The 17,451-nt window shown below is 73.5% G+C and carries 22 protein-coding genes; 14 read left to right on the forward strand and 8 right to left on the reverse strand.

The window, feature by feature from the left end:
- The first annotated feature begins 24 nt into the window (after positions 1-24).
- On the forward strand, positions 25-591 hold the full coding sequence (locus ABZ721_RS29240) for a helix-turn-helix domain-containing protein (RefSeq protein WP_358791739.1): 567 nt from the start codon (positions 25-27) through the stop codon (positions 589-591).
- A 42-nt stretch (positions 592-633) separates the two neighbouring features.
- Here ABZ721_RS29240 and ABZ721_RS29245 read toward each other — a convergent pair whose 3' ends face one another.
- Together ABZ721_RS29245 and ABZ721_RS29250 are read right to left on the reverse strand one after the other, a co-directional pair.
- Positions 634-1,509: an NAD(P)H-binding protein gene (locus ABZ721_RS29245; RefSeq protein WP_358791740.1), complete on the reverse strand. Its 876-nt coding sequence runs from the start codon at positions 1,507-1,509 to the stop codon at positions 634-636.
- A 173-nt stretch (positions 1,510-1,682) separates the two neighbouring features.
- Complete coding sequence (locus tag ABZ721_RS29250; RefSeq protein ID WP_358791741.1) at positions 1,683-2,321, reverse strand: hypothetical protein; 639 nt, start codon at positions 2,319-2,321, stop codon at positions 1,683-1,685.
- Positions 2,322-2,851: 530 nt separating this feature from the next.
- Between ABZ721_RS29250 and ABZ721_RS29255 the strand changes: the two genes are divergently transcribed.
- Positions 2,852-3,562 (forward strand): transglycosylase SLT domain-containing protein, encoded by a 711-nt coding sequence (locus tag ABZ721_RS29255; protein WP_358791742.1) that lies wholly within the window; start codon positions 2,852-2,854, stop codon positions 3,560-3,562.
- An 81-nt stretch (positions 3,563-3,643) separates the two neighbouring features.
- A complete protein-coding gene (locus ABZ721_RS29260) occupies positions 3,644-4,192 on the forward strand; it encodes a YciI family protein (protein WP_358791743.1) in 549 nt (182 codons plus the stop codon).
- Between the two features lie 62 nt (positions 4,193-4,254).
- Here ABZ721_RS29260 and ABZ721_RS29265 read toward each other — a convergent pair whose 3' ends face one another.
- Positions 4,255-4,911, reverse strand: coding sequence for a maleylpyruvate isomerase N-terminal domain-containing protein (locus ABZ721_RS29265; protein WP_358791744.1), 657 nt, complete (start codon positions 4,909-4,911; stop codon positions 4,255-4,257).
- Positions 4,912-5,106: 195 nt separating this feature from the next.
- Here ABZ721_RS29265 and ABZ721_RS29270 point away from each other — a divergent pair, with 195 nt between their 5' ends.
- A complete protein-coding gene (locus tag ABZ721_RS29270) occupies positions 5,107-6,132 on the forward strand; it encodes an NADP-dependent oxidoreductase (RefSeq protein ID WP_358791745.1) in 1,026 nt (341 codons plus the stop codon).
- A gap of 61 nt (positions 6,133-6,193) precedes the next feature.
- Positions 6,194-6,565 carry a MerR family transcriptional regulator gene (locus tag ABZ721_RS29275; RefSeq protein ID WP_358791746.1) on the forward strand — a complete coding sequence of 124 codons (372 nt, stop codon included), beginning with the start codon at positions 6,194-6,196 and terminating at the stop codon, positions 6,563-6,565.
- A gap of 70 nt (positions 6,566-6,635) precedes the next feature.
- Here the strand turns inward: ABZ721_RS29275 and ABZ721_RS29280 are convergent, their stop codons facing one another.
- Positions 6,636-7,025 (reverse strand): hypothetical protein, encoded by a 390-nt coding sequence (locus ABZ721_RS29280; RefSeq protein WP_358791747.1) that lies wholly within the window; start codon positions 7,023-7,025, stop codon positions 6,636-6,638.
- A 77-nt stretch (positions 7,026-7,102) separates the two neighbouring features.
- Here ABZ721_RS29280 and ABZ721_RS29285 point away from each other — a divergent pair, with 77 nt between their 5' ends.
- Positions 7,103-7,378 (forward strand): helix-turn-helix transcriptional regulator, encoded by a 276-nt coding sequence (locus ABZ721_RS29285; RefSeq protein WP_358791748.1) that lies wholly within the window; start codon positions 7,103-7,105, stop codon positions 7,376-7,378.
- A 107-nt stretch (positions 7,379-7,485) separates the two neighbouring features.
- Here the strand turns inward: ABZ721_RS29285 and ABZ721_RS29290 are convergent, their stop codons facing one another.
- The gene (locus tag ABZ721_RS29290) at positions 7,486-8,250 is read right to left on the reverse strand and encodes a GNAT family N-acetyltransferase (RefSeq protein ID WP_358791749.1); all 765 of its coding nucleotides are present in this window, start codon (positions 8,248-8,250) and stop codon (positions 7,486-7,488) included.
- Between the two features lie 115 nt (positions 8,251-8,365).
- Here ABZ721_RS29290 and ABZ721_RS29295 point away from each other — a divergent pair, with 115 nt between their 5' ends.
- Positions 8,366-8,755 (forward strand): TraR/DksA C4-type zinc finger protein, encoded by a 390-nt coding sequence (locus tag ABZ721_RS29295; protein WP_358791750.1) that lies wholly within the window; start codon positions 8,366-8,368, stop codon positions 8,753-8,755.
- Between the two features lie 10 nt (positions 8,756-8,765).
- Here ABZ721_RS29295 and ABZ721_RS29300 read toward each other — a convergent pair whose 3' ends face one another.
- Together ABZ721_RS29300 and ABZ721_RS29305 are read right to left on the reverse strand one after the other, a co-directional pair.
- Entirely contained in the window at positions 8,766-9,302 is a 537-nt protein-coding gene (locus ABZ721_RS29300; RefSeq protein WP_358791751.1) for a GNAT family N-acetyltransferase, read from the reverse strand.
- Positions 9,303-9,416: 114 nt separating this feature from the next.
- Positions 9,417-10,031: a glyoxalase gene (locus ABZ721_RS29305; protein ID WP_358791752.1), complete on the reverse strand. Its 615-nt coding sequence runs from the start codon at positions 10,029-10,031 to the stop codon at positions 9,417-9,419.
- Positions 10,032-10,241: 210 nt separating this feature from the next.
- On the opposite strand from ABZ721_RS29305, the gene ABZ721_RS29310 reads away from it, so the two are divergent.
- The 6 genes from ABZ721_RS29310 to ABZ721_RS29335 all read left to right on the forward strand — a co-directional run bounded on the left by ABZ721_RS29310 (position 10,242) and on the right by ABZ721_RS29335 (position 15,524).
- Complete coding sequence (locus tag ABZ721_RS29310) at positions 10,242-10,766, forward strand: DUF6817 domain-containing protein (protein ID WP_358791768.1); 525 nt, start codon at positions 10,242-10,244, stop codon at positions 10,764-10,766.
- Between the two features lie 197 nt (positions 10,767-10,963).
- Positions 10,964-11,773, forward strand: coding sequence for an alpha/beta hydrolase (locus ABZ721_RS29315; RefSeq protein ID WP_358791753.1), 810 nt, complete (start codon positions 10,964-10,966; stop codon positions 11,771-11,773).
- 49 nt (positions 11,774-11,822) lie between these two features.
- Positions 11,823-12,332 carry an SRPBCC family protein gene (locus tag ABZ721_RS29320; RefSeq protein WP_358791754.1) on the forward strand — a complete coding sequence of 170 codons (510 nt, stop codon included), beginning with the start codon at positions 11,823-11,825 and terminating at the stop codon, positions 12,330-12,332.
- 81 nt (positions 12,333-12,413) lie between these two features.
- Entirely contained in the window at positions 12,414-13,508 is a 1,095-nt protein-coding gene (locus ABZ721_RS29325) for a saccharopine dehydrogenase (protein WP_358791755.1), read from the forward strand.
- Positions 13,498-14,703, forward strand: a complete 1,206-nt coding sequence (locus ABZ721_RS29330) for a saccharopine dehydrogenase family protein (protein ID WP_358791756.1) — start codon at positions 13,498-13,500, stop codon at positions 14,701-14,703. The genes ABZ721_RS29325 and ABZ721_RS29330 overlap by 11 nt, the downstream gene beginning before the upstream one ends.
- Positions 14,700-15,524, forward strand: a complete 825-nt coding sequence (locus tag ABZ721_RS29335) for a hypothetical protein (protein WP_358791757.1) — start codon at positions 14,700-14,702, stop codon at positions 15,522-15,524. Before ABZ721_RS29330 ends, ABZ721_RS29335 begins: the two co-directional genes overlap by 4 nt.
- Here ABZ721_RS29335 and ABZ721_RS29340 read toward each other — a convergent pair.
- Entirely contained in the window at positions 15,508-16,938 is a 1,431-nt protein-coding gene (locus ABZ721_RS29340; protein WP_358791758.1) for a cytochrome b N-terminal domain-containing protein, read from the reverse strand. The two genes, ABZ721_RS29335 and ABZ721_RS29340, sit on opposite strands and share 17 nt — an antisense overlap.
- A gap of 241 nt (positions 16,939-17,179) precedes the next feature.
- Between ABZ721_RS29340 and ABZ721_RS29345 the strand changes: the two genes are divergently transcribed.
- Positions 17,180-17,371 carry a hypothetical protein gene (locus ABZ721_RS29345; RefSeq protein ID WP_358791759.1) on the forward strand — a complete coding sequence of 64 codons (192 nt, stop codon included), beginning with the start codon at positions 17,180-17,182 and terminating at the stop codon, positions 17,369-17,371.
- The last annotated feature ends 80 nt before the right edge of the window (positions 17,372-17,451 follow it).

Genomic DNA, 17,451 nt, shown 5'->3' on the forward strand with positions numbered 1-17,451 from the left:
ACTGCCATCACGTAGAATCCGGCCATGGGTCGATGGGAACCGAACGCACGTGGGCGGCTGGAACAGGCGGCGCTGGACCTCTACCGGGAGCACGGGTTCGAACAGACCACCGCGGCGCAGATCGCCGAACGGGCCGGGCTGACCGAGCGGACGTTCTTCCGCCACTACCCCGACAAGCGAGAAGTGCTGTTCGCGGGCGCGCACGAGCTGGAACAGGCCTTCGTGGACTCCCTCGCCGAGACCCCGGCCGCGGCCGCGCCGATCGACGCGATCGCGTCGACGCTGGAGACCGTCGCGGCCTTCTTCCTGGAGCGCCATGAGTTCGCCCGGCAGCGCCAGGCCGTCATCGTGGCCAACGCGGAACTGCGCGAGCGCGAGCTGGTCAAGCTCGCGTCGTTGAGTGCCGCGCTCGCCGCCACGCTGCGGCGGCGCGGCGTCCAGGACCCGGCCGCCAGCATCACCGCGGAGGCGGGCATCGCCGTCTTCAAGGTCGGGTTCGAGCGCTGGGTCGGCAGCAGCGGGGAACGGACGCTGGCGGACTTCCTGCGGGAGTCCCTCGACGAACTCAAGGCCCTGACCGCGGGCCGGTAGCGACCCCCGCACGGTCCACGGGGCCCGGGGCGCCGGCCGGTCTCATTCCTCCAGCAGCGGGCGCAGCCGGGCATGGGCCCACCCGGCCAGCGGGGTGGGCGTGGTCGTCAGCAGGTCACGGGGCTGCTCGGGCACCAGGTCGCGGGATCCGGTGGTCATGCCGACGATGCCGTCGACCGCCGACGGCGGCAGCCCGGCCTCGCGCAGCGTGTCCCGCACCGCGTCGGCGCTGACGGCGTTGAGCTGGATCGTGCGGTCGAGGGCTTCGCTGAGGATCCGGGCGACCTGGTGGAACGTGAGGTCCTCGGGCCCGTGGACCGCCTGCACGATCCGCCCCTGCCAGCCGTCGGCGAGCAGCCGGGCGGCGGCCACGTCGCCGATATCGCGCGGATCGACCCACGGCATCGCGTGGTCGGGGTCGAACGCCGTGGTCAGGACGCCCTTGGACAGCCCTTCCAGGTCGAGCAGCAGGTTGGTGAAGAAGTACGCGCACCGCAGGTGCAGCACGTGCGCCCCGGTGGCGTCGAGACGCTCCTCGATCCCGCCCAGCGCGTCGATGTGGCCGACTCCGTGCCGCTTCTCGGCCCCGACGCTGCTCAGCAGCACGACACGGTCCACCTCGCCCGCCCGGGCGGCCTCCACCAGCGGCGTCGCGGTCCGCAGCGAGACCTCGACCGGATCCTCCACTGTGTGAGGCGTGGGATCCACCCACAGCACGGTTCGCGCCCCCGCCACCGCCTCGCGGACGAACCCGGCGTCGGTCAGATCGCCCCGCCGCACATCGGCCCGGGCACGGGTCGCCCCGTCCAGGCGGGCCGGGTCACGGACCAGAACGCGTGGGCGGACACCGGCCTGCAGCAGCAGGCGCACCACGCGCGATCCCACCTGTCCGGTCGGGGTGGTGACCACGATGGCCATCGCAACGCTCCCTTCGTCCGCACGGCGGGCGCCCTGCACGACCTACGCCCTCGACAAGCCCACGCCGACCACGGTCGCCCCAGTGGCCACACCGGGCAAGCGCACCGTCGCGAACCGGCCAGAGCCAGGACGGCGTCCCGCGGCTCGGGGCACCGCCCTGGGATGCGTACCCGTCAGCCGACGCGCTCGATGCGCGCCTTGCGGATGAGGAACTTGCCCGGCTCCCTGACCTGTTCGAAGGCCGCGTTGTTCAGCAGGGCGCAGCTGCCGGACGCGGAGACGACCTTGACGGTCGTCGACTTGCGGTTGTCGAGGTTGGTCACCCTGAGCGTGGTCCCGACCGGGAACCGGTTGCTGGAGGCGGCGGGGGCACCGGCCTCACCGGAGAGCGTCACCGTCGACCCGGCACAGACGACCTCGCCCGCACCGCCCTGGTCACCGGCCGCCTGATCGGCGGCGGGCGGCGCCTGCGCGGCCGGAGACCCGGCCGCGGCGGGCGGCTGCTCCTGGGCCGGCGGCGCGGCCACGTCGCCGCCTGCGGCGACCTCGCACCCGGACGCGGCCTGCATGCGCCGGATCTGCTCGATGACCGCCTGGCGGTTGGCGATGCGCGCCGCGGACTGGGCGTCGGGCTGGGCCCGCTGGCCCGTGATGAACTGCTCGTTGGTCCGCAGGGCGGCGGTCAGCCCGTCGCAGGCGCCCGACGCCTGGCTGGTACCGGTCATGACGACCGCCGTACCACCGATCGCGACGGCGGCACCGACGAACAGGGCGATCTTCTTCTTCGTGCTGAGCGTCCTCTTGCGTGACACGTGGGACTCCTGGGGGGTCGAATCCGTGTGTCGTCAAGTACGAGGCGAGGTTCCGCTTCTGCTCAGCTCACCCACCCACCACTTCCTTAACTTTCCTTAAGGCTGCGGGACCCCCGACCCTGCGGCACGTCGTCCGCCCGGCCGTCGGGTCGAACCGGATCAAATCACCCGGCTCCCTGTGAGCCTCGTCATATGACGTGCGCCACATACGAACCCGGATAGTGGACGGCCCTCCCGGTACGCCCGGAGGGGCCCAGTTGGCGAGAGTTACCCCTCCACCAGCCACGATGCCGAGTAGTAGTGGCGATGTTTGCCGACCGGTTTCGGCGGACGTTAAACATCTCCCCCACCCGAAGAGCGCACGCGCAGAACGTCTGTCCCTTTTCTGCCCGGCGAGACGCGCTCACGCACCCGGAGAGATGGGGTCAGCCATGGGCAAACATGCCCGGAAACGACCGAATCGGACTCGCCTCGGCGTCGTCGCCACGGCGTCGGCAGCCGCGGTGACGGCGACCATCGCCTGCACCGTCATGCCAGGGACCCCGGAGGCCGGCGCGCAGAACGCGTCGGCGTCGGACACCGCGCTCGGGGGCGACCTGGTGCCGGTGAACCACGTGATGTCCCAGCAGGTCGCCATCGCCCGCCAGAACGTGCGGACGGCCGAGGACAACGCCCGCTCGCAGGCGCTGGCGGCCTCCCGGTCGCAGGCCGAGGGCCGCGCCAAGGCCGAGGCCATCAGGAAGGCCGAGGGTGCCAGGAAGGCGGCGGCCCGGGCCAAGGACGAAGCGCGCCGGCGCGCCGAGGCGGCGGCCGAGCAGAGCCGCAAGGACGCGGCGGAGCGCGCCGCCCGTTCGCGGACGGCGGAGCCCTCCGCGACGCCGTCCGCCACCGCCGCCGCCTCGCCCTCGTCCGGCACCTACACCGACGACCTCGACGGCTGGATCAAGGAAGCGCTGGCCGTGATGGCCCAGCACGGCATACCCGGCAGCTACGACGGCATCTACCGCAACATCATCCGCGAGTCCTCGGGCAATCCGCAGGCCATCAACCTGACCGACTCCAACGCCGCCGCGGGGACCCCGTCCAAGGGCCTGCTCCAGGTCATCGACCCGACGTTCCAGGAGTGCCACGTCGCGGGCACCTCGATGGACATCTACGACCCGGTCGCCAACATCACCGCCGCCTGCAACTACGCGGCCGCGAACTACGGCTCCATCGACAACGTCGACTCGGCCTACTGACCCGGCCGCACGGCTCACGAGCGCAGAACCGTCGTCACAAACCGCTCGACCCGACCGCCTCCCGGACGGGATCCTGGGCGGATGGGGTTCTTCTGCTACCACCGCGACCGGCCCGACTCCGGAGCGCTGCGCGACGCGCTGCTGGAGGAGCACTGGTCCTACATGGACCGGTACGCCAAGGAGTTGATCGCCCGGGGGCCGACCCTCGCCGACGACCGCGACACGGCCACCGGCAGCATGCACATCGTCGACCTGCCCGATCCCGCGGCCGCCCGCGCGTTCGCCTTCGACGAGCCCGGCTACCAGGCCGGGGTGTACCGGGACGTGCTGCTGCGGCGGTGGCACAACACGCTGGGGCGCACCATGTGGGACTTCCCCGGCGGCCGGACCGGCGGCAGCCGGTATCTGGTGCTCGGCCTCGGCACGGGGCAGGCCGTGGACCTGGCGGTGCCACGGGACGAGGACGAACTCATCGCCTACGGGCCCCTGCTGTCCGACGACGGCGACACGTGGCTGGGGACGGCGGCGCTGGTCCGGGCGCCGGACGCGGACACGGCGCGCGCGGTGCTGACGGCGGACCGGTACGCCGACATCGAGGTGCACAACTGGCAGTTCGGAGGGCGGTCGTAGGGAAGAGCCGGCTCGGCCGCCCGTCGGTGACCGTGCCCGTCGGTGACCGTGGTGCGGGTCGTTCAGCCGAGGACGAGGGGCAGCTTCGGGGCCAGCTCGCCCAGTGCGGCCCGCTCCGCCTCGGTCGCGGCGCGCCGCCCGGTGCCGACCAGCAGGGCGTCCGTGTCGTCGAACGAGGCGGGGAACGCCGCACCGGCGATCCGCTCCAGCAACGCGCGGGAGCGGGCGAGCCCCTCCGCGGGCGGTCGCGGCGCGGCGGGCAGGTGCGCGACCAGGTCGAGGTGGTGCAGCGTCCACTCCAGGACGTAGGCGGCGAGGTAGTCGCCCGCGGTGAGGACCTCGCCCTGCGTCGCGACCCGCAACCCCGGATCGGCCAGTTCGGCGGCGCGGCCGGCGGCGGAGCCGACGTCGTCGAGATGGAACTTCAGCAGCCCGGGCTCCCCGTACGCGGCGGCCAGCCGCACCGTCAGCGCGTCGAGCGGGTCATCGCCCGTCGGCGGTGCCGCCGCGACGGACCAGTAGGTCGCGGCGTCGCGGGTCGGCTCCGTCGCGGCGGGGGTCACGAGCGTGATCAGGACGTCCTGCGCGTCGATGACCAGGTGGCAGACCAGGTCCCGCACGAGCCAGCCGGCACAGCCGGACGGCTGGGCGAAGGCCTCGTCCGGCAGGTCGGCGACCGCAGTGCGCAGCGCCGCCCAGGAGCGTGAGAAGAGATCCACCCCAGCACGGTAGTGCGGTCCCCCGGGGCGGGCCACCGCATTTGCTCGTGTCGTCATCGACCCTCGCGCGGGTCTCCGAGCGGCCACCGGACACGTGCGGCTTGACCCTGACGTGCGCGTCAGGGGTTAGCGTCACCGCGCCCCGGCTGCGGACGCCCGCGTACCGCTGCCCCGAACCGGCCCCGGAGTCCGACCATGAGCGCAACCCTGCCGCGCACCGCGCGCGAAGTCCGTCTCACCGCCGTCCCGGAGGGACTGCCCACGCACGAGCACTTCACCATCGCCACGACGGCGCTGGCCGAGCCCGCCGCCGACCAGGTGCTGGTCAGGAACCGGCACTTCCTGGTCTTCCCGGGCCTGCGCACGCTCATCGGCGGGGACGGTGCGGACCTGCCCCTGCCTCCGCTCCGCCGCGGGGACACCCTGTTCGGTCCCGCCGTCGGCGAGGTGGTCGCCGCGCCGGACGGCAGTGCGCTGCGCACCGGTGACGTCGTCCTCCACATGCGCGGCTGGCGGGACCACGTCCTGCTGAGCGCGACCGAGTGCACCGTTGTGGACGGCACGCTGCCCGATCCGGTCGCGTACCTGTCTCCCGGATCGGCCGCCTACGGAGCCCTGACCCGCCTCGCCGGCATCCGCGCGGGTGACACCGTCTTCGTCACCGGCGCGGCGGGGGCGGTGGGGTCCCTGGCCGGGCAGCTCGCCCGGCTGCTGGGCGCCGGGACCGTGATCGGCAGCACGGGCTCCCCGGAGAAGGCCGAGCGGCTGCTGTCCGAGCTCGGCTACGACGCGGTCGTGCTGCGCGGCGCCGGGCCGATCGCCGACCAGCTCGCGCGGGCCGCTCCGCGGGGCATCGACGTCCTGCTGGACACCGTCGGCGGCGAGCAGTTGGTCGCGGCCCTCGGCGCGGCCCGCCAGGGGGCGCGGTTCGCCCTGGTCGGCGCCTTGGCGGGCCAGATGTCACCGCAACGGGCCGGCGACAGCGCCCCCGTCGAGATCGACGCCTTCCGACTGGTCGTCAAGGGCATCTCGCTGCGCGGCTACAGCGGCCAGGACCACCCCGACGTGGAGCAGGAGTGGACCCGTCGCTTCGGCGAGTGGCTCCGCGCCGGCGAGATGGTCTTTCCCCACACGCGGGTCGCGGGCATCGATCGCGCGCCGCATGCGTTGCAGGAGATGATCGGAGGCAGGCACTTCGGGGCCGTCGTCGTGGAGTTGTAGCCGGGCCGGCGCAACCCGCGTTCGACGTCCGGGGTCGGACACGGGACGAGGGTGGAGCGGCATGCGCATCGGTGACGCGGCGGCGGCGGCCGGCACCACGCCCAGGGCCCTGCGCTTCTACGAGCAGCGCGGACTGCTCCCCCCGCCGGTCCGCACCGCGTCCGGTCAGCGCGAGTACGGGGCCGACGAGGTGGCGCGGGTCCGTGTCATCCGCGACCTGCTGGGCCTCGGCCTCACGATCGAGGACCTGCGCAGCTGCGCCGACCGCCTGCACCTGCTCACCCAGGACCCGCCCCCGCGATGCGGCTCCGTCGACCCCGACTCCCCCGCCTCCGGAGTCGTCGGCCGCCGACTCGCTGCCCTGCGCGCGGAGATCGACCGGTTGGCCGAACTGCGGGAGAACCTCGAACGGCGGGCCTCCGGCGGGCGGTGACCCCGGCCGCCTTCCGCGCCGGCACCGGCGGTCCCGGCCGCCGCTCCCGCTCATGGATCCCCGGCCGCCGTCAGGTCCGCGCCGCGCGCAACCGGTCGTGGACCGCGTCCGGGTCCTCCTGCGCGAGGTAGCGGAAGTGCCAGCGCACGACGTCGCCGTCCAGGGTCTCGCCGTCCGCGGCGCGGGTGGCCGCGGCGCAGGCGGCCAGCGCGGGTTCGCCCGGGACGAGCAGCCGGGGTTCGCCCCATTGCTGCGCCGTCACCGCGATCGGCGTGCCGCCGCCCGTCGCCAGGACCCACGTGGCCCGGCCCCCGGCGATCCGGGCGAGGTATCCGCCGCCGGTGATCGCGGCGACGGCCGCGCGCAGCGGTAGGTCGGCCGGGAGGTCCGCGGTGTGGTGGTGCGGGGCGTCGGTGTCGTCGCCCATCGCCACGCTGTCCCGTGTCAGCAGCACCTTCATGGCCGGATCCTACGGGAGGAGGGATGCGGAGGAATGCGCCCTTGCCCAATATTTATACCGGTATTAGTATCGCAGACATGGTGAGAGTTCCTTTGAGTCCCCAGGAGCGGCAACGCGGCGAATGCTTCGGAGCCCTGCTCCGCAAGGCCCGCGGCGAACGCAGCATGGTGGAGGTCGCGGCGGCGGCCGGAGTCTCCGCGGAGACCCTGCGCAAGATCGAGACCGGCCGGGCTCCGACCCCGGCCTTCTTCACCGTGGCGGCCCTGGCCCACGCGCTGGAGCTGTCGCTGGACGACCTGGTCACGGCCTGCGCGGAGATGTCCGGCGAGGGGGGCGAGGCCGTCTCGGCGTGAGGGCCGGACCGGCTCGGGCTCTCGACTCGGCCCCGGCCGGACCCCGGCGGCTGCCCGCAGCCGCGGTCGTACCGCGTGGACCGGCCGCCCACCGGCCGCCCCGCCCCTCAGGCGCGTTCGAACAGGTGCGAGTGGCCGATGGGCGTGAAGCCGTGGCGCTCGTACCAGTGACGGGGCCAGTCCGCCGAGTCGGCGATCAGGAACCGCGTGCCGCACTCCGCCGCGCCCGCCCGGCTGAGGGCGGTGGCCAGGACCTCGTTGGCGTGCCCCTGCCCGAGATGCCTCTCCGAGGTGACCAGATCCTCGATCTGGGCGATGCCCGATGCCGGATCCGCGTACAGATCGGCCCACGAGGCGACCTCGCCGTCCTCGGCGCGGGCACCGATGAACTGCACGATCTCGGCGCCGCGGCGGCGGGTGTCGCGCCGGTCGACCAGGGCGCGGATCACCTCGTCGTCCACGTCCGGCAGGAAGTCCTTCCAGCGCCGGGTGAGCGGCACGCGCATCGCGTCCAGATCCACCACCTCCGCGCGGCCACCGGACGGCAGCGGGCCGGTGTGCAGCATGATCAGGTCGGCGGAGTGGGTGTATCCCGCCCGGATCAAAGGCTCCGCGCAGGCCGTCCCGAAGTCGTCGTCGTAGACGGAGATCAGGCGGTGCGACAGGTGCCCCAGCACCTCGTCCGCGACCGCGGGCAGCGCCTCGGGGTCCATCGCCACCTGGTCGATGACGACATGGTTGTTCGCGCGGGAGAGCGCGAACGTGTCGTCGAGCGCGGCGAAACCGCCCGGAACGGCGACCGTGCGCTCGGCCTGGCGGCGGGCGAAGGTCGAGAGGAACGCCCGGATCCGCTGCAGTTCTGAGCTCGCCATGGGGCCGAGCCTACGCAGCGGCGGCCCAGGTCCGCCTCCGAATTTCTCCCGCGCGGGAGCCGGCGGGGGCCGGCCGGCGGGGAATGCGTGTCCGCGGCCCGCCGTTGTCACCCCTGTGACTGAATCCTCCCCCCATGGTGCTTTTCCTCCCTCCGAGCAGGCGTCGGTTCGTGCGCGGATCGCCGCCCAGCGCGCCGACACCGACGGGCGGATCGCGGCGCTGAGCCGGGACTTCGACGGGATCGTCGCGGCGAACGCCCTGGTCGCGGTCGACGACGAGCACGATCCGGAGGGGGCGAGCACCGCTTTCGAGCGCGCCCACGTCGCCGCGCTGCTCGCGCAGAGCCGCGAGCACCTGGCCGACCTGGACCGGGCGCTGGCCCGGCTGGAGCAGGGCGACTACGGACGCTGCGAGACGTGCGGCGCGCCGATTCCCGCGGAGCGCCTGGAAGTGCGCCCCGCGGCGAGCACCTGCGTCAACTGCGCCGCCACCCGCCCCCGCTGACCAGCGGGCGTCAGCTGCGGCCGACCCTGCGGGCCAGCACCTGCCCCGGCCACCGCTCGACCAGGAACCGCTCGGTGGGCCGGAAGCCGTTGCGCTCGTAGAACGCGACCAGTCCGCCCCCTCCCCCCGCCCAGCAGTCGACCCGCAGCAGGTCCACCCCGGCCCGCCGGGTCACCTCGGCCGCGTGGTCCAGCAGCCGCGCGCCGATCCCCCGACCCGCACAGCGGCGGTCGGAGACCAGCAGCCTCACGTACCGCTCGGGTTCCGCAGCGGGCGCGATCGGCAGCTGCGGGCTGGGCCCGCAGTCCAGTACCAGCGCCCCGACGGGCCTTCCCGCCAACTCGGCGATGTACGGGTCGTTCTGCGTCGTGTACCGCTCGACCCGCTCCACCCCGCCGGGCTTCTGCGAATACGGCGTCGTACCCCACTGCTCGGTGTTGCCGCGGGCGTTCATCCAGGCCACCGCCGCGTCGAGCATCTGCAACATGGCGGGCGCGTCGGCCGGACCGCCCGGTCTGATCCGCAGGCCCTCTGTGCTGTCGTTCACAGCGCGAGTCTAGGCACCGCCGGACCGCCGACCCGCACGCGTCTCAACGGATCTCCCGGCGGGCGGTGCTTCTCGATTCCTGACCGGTCCGCACCGGGCGGCACCCGGCCCGGCTCACATCGACGCGCCCTCCCAGACGAACCCGTCCGGGTCGGTGAAGGAGTCGCCACCGGTACCGATCGCGAGCCGGTGCGAGCCGGTGCCGTCGGCCGGGACGCCGGCGTCCTTGGCGAGGGCGCGGCGCCCGTACAGCCCCAGCTTGACGGGGCTCGACGGCGTGTCGAACTCGACGTACATGCGCGGAATGCTCTTCGCGACGGCCAGGCCGCGGTCGACGTAGAACCGCTTGCTCGCGGCCAGGTCCGCGACCCCGAGCAGGAGCACGACGGCGTCGATCTCCCGGGTGGCCGGCCCGGTGTCCTTCTTCGCCGAGGTCGCGACCTTCCAGATCGTCCCGTCCGGGGCCTGGACGACGCCGCCGTGCCCCCAGAGGGACTTCGTGACCGGCTTCAGCGAGGTGGCGCCGGCTTCGAGCGCGGAGTCGATGAGGCTGTTGACGGTGGACGGCTGGGCGACGGTGAGCGACAGGGTGAAACCGCGGAAGCCGTCCGTGGGGGCGTCCGAGGCCCGCAGGCGCACCTGCTTGTCCAGGCCGAAGGCGTCCGCGTAGAACCGGCCGGCGGCGGTGGGGTCGGCCACGTCAAGGGTGATGTTCTCGAGGGAAGTCATGCCTTCACGCTAGGTCCGGCCCGGTGGCCGGTGCTTCTCGATTCCTGATCGGTTCGGTCCGGGGGCTCAGGATCGGGATCGGGATCGGGATCGGGATCGCGCAGCGGAGGATTGACGCGCACGGCGGCGCGGACGACGATTTCCCCCGGAGGAGCGCTGAAGGGCGCCTGGGGGGAGACGTCCATGGACGAGGCAGCGCCCGACGACACCATGGCCGGTGCCGTCGCCTTCCTGCGCACACTGGGGGCGGCGGAGACGGAGCACCCCGGCGGGACGCTCCTGGCGCACCTGCAGCGGGTCAGTCGCCTCCTGGAGGCCTGGGGCGCCGGCCGTGAGCTGCGACTGGCCGGCCTGTGCCACGCCTTCTACGGCACCGACGGCTTCGCGCCGTCCCTGCTCCCCCTGGAGTCCCGGGACCAGCTGGCCCGCCACATCGGAACGGACGCGGAGGAGCTCGTGTACCTCTACGCCAGCTGCGACCGGAAGGCCTCCTACCGCGAGCTGGCGAGTGAGAACGGGACGTTCCGCGACCGGTTCACCGGCCGCACCTTCTCCCCGGCCCCACGCCGGCGTCGCGAGTTCGCCGAACTGACCGCGGCGAACGAACTGGACCTGGCCGGCATCGACCCGGCCTTCCGCGCGGAGTGGGGAGAGGGCCTGCTGAACCTGCTCACCCGGTGGCGACCCCTCCTGAGCGACCAGGCATGGGCCCACACCCAAAAAACCCTGACCTGACCTGACCGGACCTGACTCGGTAGGGCCGGGCGTCCGCATCGACCCGAGTCGACCCGTCATGCAGGGCTACCGCCATCGTGTGCGCTCCCGCCGCAGAGCGGCTCGTGCCGTGGGTCGGTAATGTCGGAAGTGATCGCCGCTCGCCTTCCGCTCCGGTTCGCGAGCCGGGGCTGTCGAGCGGAGGGAGGCGGGCCGCCGTGACCGTGATCTCCCTGAAGTCCGCCGCGGTGCGGGAAGGCGTCACCCTGCCCTACGCCGAGGCGGGCTACCCCAGCGGCACGCCGGTGGTCTTCGTGCACGGACTCGCCGACTCCTGGTGGTCCTTCGAACCCCTGCTGCAGCGCCTGCCGGGGTCCCTGCACGGTTACGCGCCCACCCAGCGCGGCCACGGCGACGCCGACCGTCCCCCGGACGGCTACACACCCGAGGACTTCGCCGCCGATCTGGTGGCCTTCCTCGACGCGGCGAAGATCGACCGGTGTCTTCTCGTCGGGTGCTCGACCGGCGGGGTCGCCGCGCGGATCGTCGCGGGCAGCCATCCCGACCGGATCTCGGGGCTGGTCCTGGTCGGTGTCCCCGCCACCCTCGCGGACAAGCCCGCGGTGGCCGAACTGGACGAGCTCGTGCAGGGCCTGTCCGACCCGGTGCCCCGCGCGGTCGTGGAGGGCCTCATGACGGGCATCGCGGGCCGCCCCATCGCCCCGGGCCTCCTCAAGACCATGGCCGACGAGCGGCTCAAGGTCCCCGCCCGCGTCTGGCAGCAGACCCTGCGCGGGCTGCTCGACGCCGATCTCCGCGCGACCCTGGCCGGCATCCTGGTGCCGACCCTCGTCATCCGGGGCGACCAGGACGATCTCCTCCCCCGCAACGACCAGCAGGCCATCCTGGACGCCGTCCACGGCGCCCGCCTGCTCACCTACGAGGGCGCGGGCCACGCCGTCCACTGGGAACAGCCGGAACGCGTCGTCGCCGACATCGCCGCGTTCGCCGCCTCCCGGCGCTGGTGACAGCGTCGCTACTGGCGAGTAGGGTCGGGGCTCGACGAATGGAGTCCCCATGGCCCGCACGTTCACCGTGTCCCGCAGCATCCTGATCGAGGCCGCCGCGACGACCGTGTACGAACAGGTCAGCCGCCCCGCCCAAATGGGGCGGTGGAGCCCCGAGAACCTCGGTGCGACCCTCACCGGCCAGGACGAGTCCGCCCCCGTCGGCCTCGTCTTCAACGGCCACAACAAGCGCGGGCCGTTCCGCTGGACCACGCGCTGCACCGTGACCGCCTCCGATCCCGGCCGCCGCTTCGCCTTCCGCGTGCACGCGATCGGGCTGCGCCGTCCCCGCCTGTCCGCCCCCATCGCCTCGTGGGAGTACCGCCTGGAGAAGTCGGGCACCGGCACCAAGGTGACGGAGACCTGGACGGACGACCGCCGATCGTGGCCCGCCTTCGTGGCCAACGCCTTCGACCGGATCGCCACCGGCGGCAAGACCTTCGCCGCGTTCCAGGTCCGCAACATCGACACCACCTTGCGCAACCTCAAGCGCGAACTGGAGACCCCGACCTCCGCCTGACCGCGGCGCGAGCCTCCCGCGAGGGGGATCCGACGCACGGCACCCAGGATGGGGACCGTCGTGCGAGAGGAAGGGTCTCCCATGCCTGACACAGCGCAGTTGTGGATGCGGCAGGAGTCCCGTCCCGGGGAGTGCCGCGCGCCGATCGTCCCCGAGGACGCCGCGCGGCTGGTGCGCAGCGGCATCCGGGTGACGGTGGAGGAATCCCCGCAGCGCGTCTTCCCCCTGGCCCGGTACGCGGACGCGGGGTGCAGGATCGTGGCCGGCGGCAGTTGGGAGGGCGCCCCGCGCGACGCCTTCGTCATCGGACTGAAGGAACTCCCGCCGCGGCCGATCCGCTTACGGCACCGGCACATCTACTTCGGCCACGCGTACAAGGGCCAGCACGGCGCTGAGGCGCTGCTGGCACGGTTCTCCGCCGGGGGCGGGACGCTGCTGGACCTGGAGTACCTCGTCGACGGCAACGGCCGCCGGCTCGCCGCGTTCGGGTACTGGGCCGGCTACGTCGGCGCCGCCCTCGCCGTGCTCCACGCGACCGGACGGCTGGACCGGCCGCTCGTCCCGCTCACCCGGCAGGCGTTGGACACCGCGCTGCACGCCACGACGGCCCACCGCGGGCCGGGCGAGGCTGCGCCGCGCGCTGTGGTGATCGGCGCGCTGGGCCGCTGCGGCCAGGGCGCCTGCGACGCGCTGGAGGCGGCCGGGCTGCCGCCGACGCGGTGGGACCTGGCCGAGACCGCCGACCTCGACCGTGCGGCGCTGCTCGCGCACGACCTGCTGGTCAACACGGTCCTGACCACAAGGCCGTTGCCGCCCTTCCTGACCTCCGCCGACCTGGGCACGCCCGGTCCTGACCGCCGGCTGTCGACCATCTGCGACGTCACCTGCGACGTCACCTCGGAGTGCAACCTCCTGCCGGTCTACGACGAGATCACCGACTGGGACCGGCCGGTCCGCCGGCTGCGCGACGGCAACCCTCCGGTCGACCTGATCGCCATCGACAACCTGCCCTCGCTGCTGCCGGAAGAGGCCAGCCGCGCGTTCTCGGCCGACCTGCTGCCGCAGTTGCTGCGCCTGATGTCGCAGGGCGACGCCGCCCCGGCGTGGGCCCGTTGCCGGGACAGCTTCGCCGCGGCGGTCCGTACGGCATCCAAGGAGACCGAACATGCGCGATGAGACGACCGGCGGCCCGGCCACCTCGGCGGCGCCCGCGAGCGGCACTGTGCACTGGATCGGCACCGGCCTGTCGACCGGCGCCGCCGGGCTCGGCCTGCTGTGCGACCGGGCCGAACGGGTGCTGCTGTGGGGCCGCACCGCGGAGCGCGCCGCCGGGCTGCTGGCGCGGTTGGAGCTGACCGGCCGGGCCGGTGTCCGGGCGCTGGAGGACGGGGCGCTCGCCGCCGAAGTGCGCGCGGGGGACGTCGTGGTGTCCATGCTGCCCGCCACCGAACACGCCGGTCTGCTGCGCCTGTGCGTCGACCGGGGCGCCCACTTCGCCTGCACCAGCTACGTGTCGGAGCCCGTCGCGGAGCTGGCCGCCGATGCCGCGCACGCGGGTGCCGTCGTGCTGACCGAGGCGGGCCTGGACCCCGGCATCGACCACCTCCTGGCCCACCGGCTCGTCCAGCGCGCCAGGGACGCCGTCGGGGACCGTGCCGGCTCGGTCCGCTTCACGTCGTTCTGCGGCGGCCTGCCCGCGGAGCCCAACGACTTCCGCTACCGCTTCAGCTGGGCGCCCTACGGCGTCCTCGCCGCCCTGAACGCGCCCTCGCGGTACATCGACGACGGCGCGGAACGCTCCAGCGCCCACCCCTGGGAGGCGACGCGGCCGCACCACCTCGGCGGTGAGCAGTTCGAGGTCTACCCCAACCGCGACAGCCTGCCGTTCGTCGCGCAGTACGGGATACCGGACGGCTGGCACCTGACCTCCTTCGTACGGGGCACCTTGCGCAACGCGGGGTGGAGCACGGCCTGGAAGCCGGTCTTCGAGACCGTGCGCACCGGCGACGAGGCCAGGATCCGCGCCCTGGCCCAGGAGTTGGCCGAGCGCTACCCGACGACCGAAGCCGACCGGGACCGCGTCGTGCTCTCCGTCGCGCTGGACGTACGGCGCGCGGACGGAGCGTCCTGGCAGGGCGCGTACGTGCTGGACCTGACCGGCGACGGCACCCACAGCGCGATGGCCCGCTGCGTGTCCCTGCCGCTCGCCTTCGGTGTCACCCGCATCCTGGACGGGGCTCTGCCCGCAGGCCTCAACCGCGCGGCGGAGGGCCCCGAGGAGGCCGGCCGCTGGCTGAGGTTCCTGGACGACAACGGCGTGCGCTCCACGTTCCACGAAGCGGCCGGCACCGGTCGCGCCGAACCGGCATGAGCCAGGGCCCACCGCGCGGAGGGGATCTGCTGAGGCTGTGCGCCCTCGCCCCGTACCTGGGGGCGGACGACGTGCGGCGCGGTGTGAGCCGCGTCCTGACCGGCGACGACCCGCGGCCCGGGCCCTGGCCCTGGCCGGAGGGGCGGCACGGCCAGATACTGCGGCACGCGGGGGTTACCGCCGAGGTGGCCGGCGCCTGGGACGGGCCGCAGCTGTGGCTGCGCTGCGCGCACGACTCGCCGCACGCCTCCCGGGCCGGGGAGCTGCTCGCGGACATCGCCGCGGCGGCCGAGGAGAAGGCAGGCCACCCGCGCCCCGCCGCCCATGACGACCGGCCCGCCCGCGAAGGGGCTCCGGCGGGTCGGACCGCGCACGGCTACCGGGCCTGGCGGGCGATGATGCTCCGCTGGGAGGTCCCGGTCACCGAACTGGCGGAGATCGCCACCCCCGGGCGTCTCGACCCCGTTCTCCGGACGCCAGACCCCACCCGCGACAACCGCCAACCGGTGCACCCGGAGGCCCGGTTGGCCTTCGTCTTCGATCACACCGCGCCGCGGCAGCCGCCCCCGGGATGGCTGCTGCGGTCCTGGTTCTTCCCGGCCGCCGGCACCTTCCACTGCTCGCAGGAGCCGCCCCCGTCGGGCCGGCTGCGGGTGCGGACGCCCTGCACCGCGGACCGCCCGCGGGCGGCGGCGCTGCTGTCGGCCTGGCGGGCGGTGACCGGCGAGCTGGCCGCCCGCCCGGACCTGCCGCCCGATGCCCTGCACATCCCGCCCCGCGCCGTCGTCCTCGCCGCCCGGGACGTCACCCCGAGGACGTGACCTCCGGGCGGGTGCGGGCGCCGCCCGCACCGGGCGCCTCGACGGCCGCGGGGGTGCGCGTGGCCCGGACGGGCTCGGTGATCTCGATGAAGCCGCCCTGCGGGGTCTTGACGATCCGCCCGGTCTCGCGCCCGTGGACGGCCTCGTGGCTCGCCCGCTCCAGCAGTCCGAGGCAGAGCCAGCGGGTGAGGACGAACGCCAGCACCGGTCCGGCCACCACCGCCGCCCGGAAGAAGTCGGTGACGTCGTTGACCGACAGGTGGAAGCGGACGGCGATCTGGTCGTTGGCGGCCGCGGCCCACAGCAGCCCGTAGAACGCCAGGGCGCCGGCACCGACCCCCGTACGGGTCGCCGCGTCGCGGGGGCGGTCCAGCTCGTCGTGCAGTTCCGTGTCAGCGGTCAGCCGGCGTTCGATCAGCGGGTACGCCGCCAGGAACGTGAAGAACGCACCGGGGATGACCAGCGCGGGCACCAGCACCGCGACGGCGAGCGTGCGGCCCGCCACCTCGAACTCCCAGCCCGGCATGAGCCGTACCGCACCGTCCAGGAACCCCATGTACCAGTCGGGAACCGCCCCGGCCGTGATCTCTCCGGGCCGGTAGGGCCCCAGCAGCCAGACCGGGTTGATCTGGGCGAGCGCCCCGAGCAGCACCAGCACCCCGCAGGTACCGAAGAACAGCGCCGGCCCGGCGGTCGCCGGGAGCGCCCGCAGCCAGTGCGGGTGGCGGGGAGCCGACGGCAGCCGGGGGCGGCCGTGCCGCCGCACGAGCCGGTGCCGCAGGACGAACAGGCCGACGATCGCGACAGGCAGTACGACCGTGTGCAGCCAGTAGAAGCGCGGCACGATCGCGTCGCCCGGGAAGTCGCCGTCGAACAGCCAGAACGTCAGGCGTGTTCCGACCAGCGGGATCGACTGGAGCACGCCCTGGATGAGCCCGAGGCTGCCGCCCGACAGCATGTCGTCCGGCAGGATCGTGCCGGTCAGCCCGGTCGCCATGCCCAGCACCAGCAGCACGACCCAGATCAGCCACAGCGGCAGGCGGGGCCTGCGGAAAGCGCCGGTGAAGAACATCCGGACCAGCTTCAGACAGATCGCGGCGACGAAGATCAGCGTCGCCCAGTGGTGCACCTGCCGCAGCAGCAGGCCGCCGCGCACTTCGAGGCTGAGGCGGACGGTCGAGGCGTAGGCCCCGCTGACGAGCACGCCCTTGAGCGGGCGGTAGGGGCCGTCGTAGGCGCTGCGCGCCATGTCCGGCCGGTAGAACACGGCCAGCAGGATGCCCGAGACGACCAGGACGACGAACGTGTAGGCGGCGATCTGCCCGAACAGCGTCGACCAGGGGTCCGCCGGCGCGCGCCGCGACCACCGCCGCGCGAGCCTGTCCGGGGAGAGTGCCGCGAGCAACCTCTTCATGTGTGTCCTCCAACCGGGGGTCCGGCGTGCAGCTGAGCTGGTGGCTCTGCTGCTAGGACACCGGGCGGCGGAGGAATGTGACACGCGAACGGTGGAGAGGTTCCCGGTGCTACGGCCGGGTCCCGGCATCTGTCACCGGACGTCCCTTGTGCGGCGGTTCGTTCATGATCTGGAACACACCGTGGACCTTTGTGCGAACACGGTCTGACAGGGCACCGGGCTGCGGGGAGGATCAGGCGTTATGAGCAACTCTGAGACGGCCGCGCAGCAGCCCATCTACGAACGCCTGGTGCGCGAGCGGGGGGACGTGCCGGCAGAGGCACGCCAGGCGGCCCAGCAGGTACAGCGCCGGGCCAACGAGGCCTTGGACTGGAGCGATGTGCGGGCCTCGCACAAGAAACGGGAGGAAGGCTTCTTCTCCGCCTTCGACTGAACGGGATGGCGGCGCGGCGGTGGGGGCGCGGCGCCGGTCGAGACCGCGTACGCCAGCTCGTGCCAGTACGCCGTCGGCAG

Origin of the sequence: Streptomyces sp. NPDC006733 (genome assembly GCF_040636125.1) — a bacterium.
GTDB lineage: Bacteria > Actinomycetota > Actinomycetes > Streptomycetales > Streptomycetaceae > Actinacidiphila.

Bases quoted from the DNA above. Each gene is read 5' to 3' on its own strand.
- ABZ721_RS29305 (WP_358791752.1), bottom strand. From the start codon at position 10,031: ATGACTTCCCTCGAGAACATCACCCTTGACGTGGCCGACCCCACCGCC.
- ABZ721_RS29280 (WP_358791747.1), bottom strand. From the start codon at position 7,025: ATGAAGGTGCTGCTGACACGGGACAGCGTGGCGATGGGCGACGACACC.
- ABZ721_RS29240 (WP_358791739.1), top strand. From the start codon at position 25: ATGGGTCGATGGGAACCGAACGCACGTGGGCGGCTGGAACAGGCGGCG.
- ABZ721_RS29320 (WP_358791754.1), top strand. From the start codon at position 11,823: ATGGCCCGCACGTTCACCGTGTCCCGCAGCATCCTGATCGAGGCCGCC.
- ABZ721_RS29245 (WP_358791740.1), bottom strand. From the start codon at position 1,509: ATGGCCATCGTGGTCACCACCCCGACCGGACAGGTGGGATCGCGCGTG.
- ABZ721_RS29260 (WP_358791743.1), top strand. From the start codon at position 3,644: ATGGGGTTCTTCTGCTACCACCGCGACCGGCCCGACTCCGGAGCGCTG.
- ABZ721_RS29285 (WP_358791748.1), top strand. From the start codon at position 7,103: ATGGTGAGAGTTCCTTTGAGTCCCCAGGAGCGGCAACGCGGCGAATGC.
- ABZ721_RS29330 (WP_358791756.1), top strand. From the start codon at position 13,498: ATGCGCGATGAGACGACCGGCGGCCCGGCCACCTCGGCGGCGCCCGCG.
- ABZ721_RS29345 (WP_358791759.1), top strand. From the start codon at position 17,180: ATGAGCAACTCTGAGACGGCCGCGCAGCAGCCCATCTACGAACGCCTG.
- ABZ721_RS29275 (WP_358791746.1), top strand. From the start codon at position 6,194: ATGCGCATCGGTGACGCGGCGGCGGCGGCCGGCACCACGCCCAGGGCC.
- ABZ721_RS29290 (WP_358791749.1), bottom strand. From the start codon at position 8,250: ATGGCGAGCTCAGAACTGCAGCGGATCCGGGCGTTCCTCTCGACCTTC.
- ABZ721_RS29310 (WP_358791768.1), top strand. From the start codon at position 10,242: ATGGCCGGTGCCGTCGCCTTCCTGCGCACACTGGGGGCGGCGGAGACG.
- ABZ721_RS29335 (WP_358791757.1), top strand. From the start codon at position 14,700: ATGAGCCAGGGCCCACCGCGCGGAGGGGATCTGCTGAGGCTGTGCGCC.
- ABZ721_RS29255 (WP_358791742.1), top strand. From the start codon at position 2,852: ATGCCAGGGACCCCGGAGGCCGGCGCGCAGAACGCGTCGGCGTCGGAC.
- ABZ721_RS29270 (WP_358791745.1), top strand. From the start codon at position 5,107: ATGAGCGCAACCCTGCCGCGCACCGCGCGCGAAGTCCGTCTCACCGCC.
- ABZ721_RS29325 (WP_358791755.1), top strand. From the start codon at position 12,414: ATGCCTGACACAGCGCAGTTGTGGATGCGGCAGGAGTCCCGTCCCGGG.
- ABZ721_RS29340 (WP_358791758.1), bottom strand. From the start codon at position 16,938: ATGAAGAGGTTGCTCGCGGCACTCTCCCCGGACAGGCTCGCGCGGCGG.